General features: G+C 45.3%; 6 protein-coding genes. 2 read left to right on the forward strand and 4 right to left on the reverse strand.

Annotation, left to right across the window (positions count from 1 at the left end; genetic code table 11):
- Positions 1-25: 25 nt before the first annotated feature.
- On the forward strand, positions 26-1,111 hold the full coding sequence (locus LW728_RS22395; RefSeq protein WP_287768376.1) for a class I SAM-dependent methyltransferase: 1,086 nt from the start codon (positions 26-28) through the stop codon (positions 1,109-1,111).
- Between the two features lie 187 nt (positions 1,112-1,298).
- Here the strand turns inward: LW728_RS22395 and LW728_RS22400 are convergent, their stop codons facing one another.
- The 4 genes from LW728_RS22400 to ftsY all read right to left on the reverse strand — a co-directional run bounded on the left by LW728_RS22400 (position 1,299) and on the right by ftsY (position 5,533).
- Positions 1,299-2,582 carry a DUF3086 domain-containing protein gene (locus LW728_RS22400; RefSeq protein ID WP_002802344.1) on the reverse strand — a complete coding sequence of 428 codons (1,284 nt, stop codon included), beginning with the start codon at positions 2,580-2,582 and terminating at the stop codon, positions 1,299-1,301.
- A 244-nt stretch (positions 2,583-2,826) separates the two neighbouring features.
- Complete coding sequence (locus LW728_RS22405) at positions 2,827-3,243, reverse strand: DUF3119 family protein (RefSeq protein ID WP_002751775.1); 417 nt, start codon at positions 3,241-3,243, stop codon at positions 2,827-2,829.
- Positions 3,244-3,282: 39 nt separating this feature from the next.
- Complete coding sequence (locus LW728_RS22410; RefSeq protein ID WP_287666230.1) at positions 3,283-4,083, reverse strand: metal ABC transporter ATP-binding protein; 801 nt, start codon at positions 4,081-4,083, stop codon at positions 3,283-3,285.
- Between the two features lie 94 nt (positions 4,084-4,177).
- On the reverse strand, positions 4,178-5,533 hold the full coding sequence (gene ftsY, locus LW728_RS22415; protein WP_287666227.1) for a signal recognition particle-docking protein FtsY: 1,356 nt from the start codon (positions 5,531-5,533) through the stop codon (positions 4,178-4,180).
- A 225-nt stretch (positions 5,534-5,758) separates the two neighbouring features.
- On the opposite strand from ftsY, the gene LW728_RS22420 reads away from it, so the two are divergent.
- Positions 5,759-6,263: Uma2 family endonuclease (locus LW728_RS22420; protein WP_287768378.1), on the forward strand; the 505-nt coding region annotated here is incomplete at its 3' end.

Consider the following 6,263-nt stretch of genomic DNA (forward strand, 5'->3'; position numbering starts at 1 on the left):
CCGAGTGCTAATTATGAGATGATCGATGCAGGAAGAAAAAGCGATATTTAATATCAACAATACTTTTTATCGACCGGAGAGTAAAATCGTCCGAGATTTAGGAGTTTTAGGGGCGGCAATTGCCCAAAAAGAGCGGGGCAGTTTGCGCGTTTTAGAGGTAATGAGCGGCTCTGGTGTGCGAGCGCTCAGGTATTGGTTAGAAAGTGGTGCGGATTGGCTGTGGGTTAATGATGGTAATCCAGAAATTAAGCCAACTTTAGCCGCTAATTTAGAGAGTTTATTACAACAGAAAAAAGGCAAAATAACCTATAAATCTGCTCAAGAAGTTCTCCTAGAATGTTATCTTGAAAAAGACCATTACGATCTAGTTGATATTGATGCTTTTGGTTCCCCTGCATCTCTGTTTAGTGCTATTCCTTTAGCCACTAAAATCGGTGGTTTAATTTATCTAACTAATACCGATGGACGGACGCTGACGGGTCATAATCTAGAAAATAGTTTAGCTGATTATGGAGCATCTGCTCGCAATCATCCGGCTGCCCACGAACAGGGATTAAGATTAATTATCGCCGGTTTGCAATTAGAATCGGCCCGGTTAGGTTTAGGAATTACGCCGATTTTTTCCTTCTTTTTTGGTCAAAGTTATCGGGTGATGGTGCGGTTAACGGCCAATAGACAATTAAATAGTCATAACTACGGTTTTCTCGGTTATTGTCATAGCTGCGGAGAATATCAATCAGTGCCTTGGCCGAAGTTAGGCAAGATAGTTTGTTCTGGGGACGGGCAACCTTTAACCTTAACCGGACCCTTGTGGTTAGGCAGTTTACATGATCGCCTTTATCTAGAAAAAATGGCAGATTTAGCCCATCAATGGCAGTGGAAAAAGGTAGTTAAATTGTTAGAAATAATGAGGGAAGAAAACGATTTTCCTCCCTATTTTTATAGCTTTCGGGAAATTGGTAGAAGGGGCAAATTAGATCTACCTAAAAGGGAAGATTTAATTGCAGCTCTCCTAGAACAAGGTTATCGAGCCGCTGCCACCCATATTAACCCACAAGCGCTGAAAACTAACGCTTCTTTAGCCCAATGTATCGCACTACTCAAGGACTAATTAGGGTTTGCGGCAAAAAGTTTTTCGTGGGGGTAGGGTGTGGGGTGTGGGGTGTGGGGTTTTACCGATTTTCAGGGGGTCAATTTCCCCCCCCGATCACCCCAAGGTCTGGCACTTTTTGATGGGAAAAAAGTCTAAAATTCTTATCCAACAAGGTTTTTAGATTTATTCAGCACACCCTAATTAGTTAATACCAATAACTAGAACTTTGTTGGGGTTCAGGGGCAAAAGCTAACCAGTAGGGGAATTGTAAAAGAGCGAAATTCAGCCGTTCTTCGGTATCATCGATGATAATGAGCGGTGAATACTTATCGTCGATTAAACGTTCCGCTTTTTGAATTAAAGCTTCGGGAGACTCAAAGAGAACAATGCCGCGGTCCGGGCCAAAATCGGCGCGGGAAATGCCGAGACAATCTTGGAGGCCGCGCCGCCATTCGCCTAAACGTTCGGGACTATTAGCCAGAACGAGAGAACGGAAGCGATCGCCCTGTAATTCCGCCATAATCGAGATAATTGCCGAAGCCACCAGAATATTTTGGAGACGGCTACCCATACCGCGAACAGTACCCCGGCCCCCCTGTTTAAAGAACCACTGTTGCACCCGTTCGGCGTGAATTGGTTCAAAAGTGCGCCGTAGTTGCCAAGGCGGACCGTAATAATCAGGACGACTGCGATAACGGTCTAAAAGAGCTTGGATGCGCTGATTTTGGTCAGAAAAGCCCTGTCTAGGGGTGGATTGCCCCACCGGTTCCGATTCATAACCCGAACGGTTAGAGCGACGGGGTTCTTGCCAATTATCCCGGCCCTGGTTACTGGTACGGGGGGGACGGGGACTTTCTTCGCGATCATCCCGGCCTTGACTGCCACGGGATGGGCGCGGGTTTTCCTCCCGTTCGGTCCGCAGGGGAGGTTCCACGGGTCGGGGGGATTTTTCGGGGGTTTCAAAACGGGGTAATTCCAACTGTTCGGCAGCCGCAGCCAAATCCTGTAAACTGCCCACCAGATAGTCTTTAAATCCCTGAACCCGCACGGCTATGTCCTGGGAGACTCCGGCGAAATTACTCCGCATTTCCTGTCGAATACGCTCACGACGGCGTTCTAACTGTTCGATCGCCAATTCTAAAGCCTGTTTGCGTTGTTCTAGGTCTTTTACGCCTTCCTTGAGCATTCTTTCGATTTGAGCTTTGATATCTCCTAGTTCCTCGGCGATCAAGCGTTCTTTTTCCGCTTTTAACGCCGAGATTTCCGCCGCTAGGCTCTGTTTTTGCCGTTCTAGAGCCTCGATTTCCCCCCGCAGGGGTTGCGCCTGCGCTGTGGGAACTAATTCGCCTTCGGGGGCGGTTTCCGATGGCAGGGGATTCTCTACCGGGCGATCGTTCCAGAGATCATCAAAACTAAATTCTTCGACAGATTCATTGGGTAAGTCTGTCATTTTGTCAAGGGGTAAAACATTAAAATCTTCTGAATTCATCGGCTTTAGAAATGCAGAGCGAACAGAGGGCCAAGGCAGGTAATTAAGTAAGTGGTTCTAATTAATAGACGATATATCTTGCCTTCGATCCCCCCTGCCCCCCTTAATAAGGGGGGTGCCGATAGGCGGGGGGATCCCCCCTGCCCCCCTTAATAAGGGGGGTGCCGATAGGCGGGGGGATCTGACAATTTTTAACACCTACCCACTTAAGACGCTATTAGCTAGATTTTATTTTATCTCAATCTTAGTTCGCTTCTGAGTCGATCGCTTGCGATGCTGCTAAAGGATAGTATTTTTCCAGGCACAGTCTCAGGGTTGCGCTGTCAAAGATAATGGGCAAAAAATGAATGCTGTTAATTTCTTTGAAATAAAACAGGATCGGGACTTTGTTCCAGAAAATTCGCCAATTTTGCCATTCTTGGTAGGGAAAGGAGCGAATTTGTTGCCCGGACAGATAGACATCTAGGGAAGTGGGGGTAAACTGGAGGCGAATGCGGGTAGTCTGGAACATCAAGAATAGGCCTAACAGGGAGAAAATTATTCCGAGCCAGACCTGTAAAAAGAGTAAAGGCAGCGATAAAATTACCAAAAACAGGGGAATTCGATAGTTAGGAGCCAGTTCGATCGTTCCTGTTACTTCTTGCGGGGAAATAGTTGTCATTGGTGTCCCTATCGGCAGTCAGCCAAAATATCTTCGCTTCTAGTTTATCGCATTGTTTTTCGAGAAGCGATCGAGATAATCGAGACTTGATCGGCGATGATCTGGTGGTGTCATGGCATCATAGAAGGAGACTTTACCCCCGTATGCACGCCGGAGATTAAAATCAGTTAAGACCTTAGATCGTTGATCGGCGAGGATCAATTCTTTATTTAAGAGGATTAAATCAGCAAAATGGGTGATAGATTCGCCTAAATCATGGTTAACCACCATGACAATTTTATTTTCTTGGGCTAACTCACCAAAGATATTAAAAAGAACCCCCTCGGTTTTTTGATCTACCCCAACGAAAGGTTCATCAAAACAGAAAATCTCCGCTTCTTGGGCCAAAGATCTGGCTAAAAAGACTCTTTGCTGTTGTCCCCCCGACAGCTGACCGAGGGGACGATGGCGCAAATCAGCCATTTCCACCCGTTCTAGGGCATTTAAAGCCTGTTGACGACTAATATGGGAAAAAGGACGAAACCAACCCGTTTTTCTGACTCTCCCCATCATTACCACATCCCAAGCGGTGACGGGATAGGTCCAGTCGATTTGAGATCTTTGGGGAACATAAGCGACTTTATCCAGTTGTTGCTGTAGAGATTGCCCTTGATAGTTAACGCTTCCCTGTTGTACGCGAATTAATCCTAGCATGGCTTTGATCAGGGTACTTTTACCCGCACCGTTGGGACCGATGATACCGGTTAATCGTCCTGGATGAATTTTCAGGGTGATATCCCGTAGGGCTTCCACGCCGCGATAATATACTCCTAGATGACTAACTGTAATTGTCCTTTGCATAGTTGTTATCCCGAGTCTCCAGTTCTAGCATAACTAAAAATGAGACAATTATGAAGCAAGCATGAAAAGATTATGAAAGATCGCTAGGGTGAGATTAATCGCCACTCAGTAAAGCTTCCACGAATTCGTAACTGGAAAAAGGCCGCAGATCCTCGATTCCTTCCCCAGCACCCACAAAGCGAATCGGGAGGTTAAGCTGACGCGCTACGGCAAGGGCGACACCCCCTTTAGCTGTACCATCGATTTTAGTCAGGATCACGCCGCTTAATTGGGCAGCTTCCGAGAAAACTTCTGCCTGTCGCAGCCCGTTTTGTCCTAAAGTGGCATCGAGAACTAGAAGGGATTCCACCACGGCACTCTCGGCTTTTTTGTCGATAATACGGCGAATTTTGCTTAATTCTGCCATTAAGTTCTTTTTATTCTGCAATCTTCCCGCCGTATCTACTAAAAGTAATTCTATCTCCCTGGATTTAGCGGCTTCGATGCCATCGTACACCACGGCGGCCGGGTCGGTATTTTTGCCCGGGTTGGCAATTACTTCGACTTGCGATCGCTCTCCCCAAACTTTCACCTGTTCCACGGCGGCAGCGCGAAAGGTGTCGGCAGCGGCGATTATACAACTATAGCCAGATTGTTTAGATAAATGGGCTAATTTGCCTATAGTTGTTGTTTTACCGACTCCGTTAACTCCTGTGAGCATCCAGATATTTAATTTGCCTTTTTCTGGCTCAAAACCGGGGTTGCTATAATTGGCTAAAGGTGCATCTAAAATCTCGCGGATAATTTCTTTGAGATATTCGATCGCTTTTTCGGGGGGCAAAGCTTCCTGTTTTAGCTTATTTTGGAGGGTAGTGATAATATAATCGGTGGCATCTACCCCCACATCGGCCTGAAGCAATAAAGCTTCAATTTCCTCCACCGCATCTTGATTGAGGGGACCCTGACCGACCACGGCCTTAAGCTGATTGACCAAGCTGCGGCGCGTTTTGCCTAAACCCTGACGCAATTTTTTTAACCAGGTGATTTCTTCTTCTGAAACGTCCTCTGCTTGTCGTCCCTGATTGGCTAAAACTTTGGCTGACCAGATAAAATCTTCATCCGGTTCTGTGGGGGTTTCGATGGCGGTTTCTTTGAGAATTTCGAGGCGATCGGATTTTTTCAGCCATGCGGGGGTATTATCCTCGGTTTCTTCTTCTTTAACCGGTTCTTCCTCTTGCAGAGGTTCCGTTTCAGCAATGGATGTTTCAGGGGTTTCGCTCACGACGGCCTCGGCCGTGGCTTTTTTCTCTTGAATATTTTTAAAGGCTTTTTTGGCCCAATCTAAATACTCTTCCTGACTGGTTGCCTCGCTAGTCGTCGGGGTTGCCTCGCTGGGGGTTTCCTCTACGGGTGCGGGGGGTGCTTGTTCTTGTTCGGGTTGGACTTTCTGACGACGGAACCAGTTAAACATAGGAGAAACTAAACATAAAACTATTTATCTAGTTTATCTTAACCCTTAGCGTGAGCAATTTTGATAGTTAGATTTTTAATTATGGATTTCTCAGCATTTTTTGCCGGAGATTAAGGAAAAAATATAATCCGAGCCACTCAATTGATAGCCTTCCTCAAGGATAACTTTGTCTCTTTTTAGAGAAATGCTGTATCCTAGAAAATAGAATAGGAAGGAGAGTCAAAAATGTTAACCACTACTGAAACTAAATATTATACTCCCGAAGAATATCTCGCCCTAGAGGAAACGTCCGAAGTTAAAAATGAATATCGTCAAGGAGAAATTATCCCAATGGTAGGAGCCACCACTAATCACAATCAGATTTGTCTAAATTTTTGCCGTAATTTTCCCTTAAATATCAATAATCAAGATTATTATACCTACATGGAAACGGTGCGTTTATGGCTGTCAGATTATAGCATTTACACCTATCCTGATGTGATGGTGATTCAAGGTCAACCTCTCTATCAAGGCAATAGTCAATCTAACGTGATCAATCCTTTAATTATTGTCGAAGTTCTCTCTAATTCTACCCAAGCTTATGACCGAGGAGATAAGTTTAAATTCTATCGTTCTCTGCCAACTTTTCAGGAATATATTCTGATCGAACAATCTAGTTATAGTGTGGAACGTTACTATAAACAAAAGGATGATCAATGGTTAATTGATTTCGTCACGGGGGAAAATGCGG

This window comes from Microcystis sp. 49638_E5 (assembly GCF_021300285.1).
In the GTDB taxonomy this organism is placed as follows: Bacteria; Cyanobacteriota; Cyanobacteriia; order Cyanobacteriales; family Microcystaceae; genus Microcystis; species Microcystis aeruginosa_C.

Bases quoted from the DNA above. Each gene is read 5' to 3' on its own strand.
- LW728_RS22395 (WP_287768376.1), top strand. From the start codon at position 26: ATGCAGGAAGAAAAAGCGATATTTAATATCAACAATACTTTTTATCGA.
- LW728_RS22400 (WP_002802344.1), bottom strand. From the start codon at position 2,582: ATGAATTCAGAAGATTTTAATGTTTTACCCCTTGACAAAATGACAGAC.
- LW728_RS22405 (WP_002751775.1), bottom strand. From the start codon at position 3,243: ATGACAACTATTTCCCCGCAAGAAGTAACAGGAACGATCGAACTGGCT.
- LW728_RS22410 (WP_287666230.1), bottom strand. From the start codon at position 4,083: ATGCAAAGGACAATTACAGTTAGTCATCTAGGAGTATATTATCGCGGC.
- ftsY (WP_287666227.1), bottom strand. From the start codon at position 5,533: ATGTTTAACTGGTTCCGTCGTCAGAAAGTCCAACCCGAACAAGAACAA.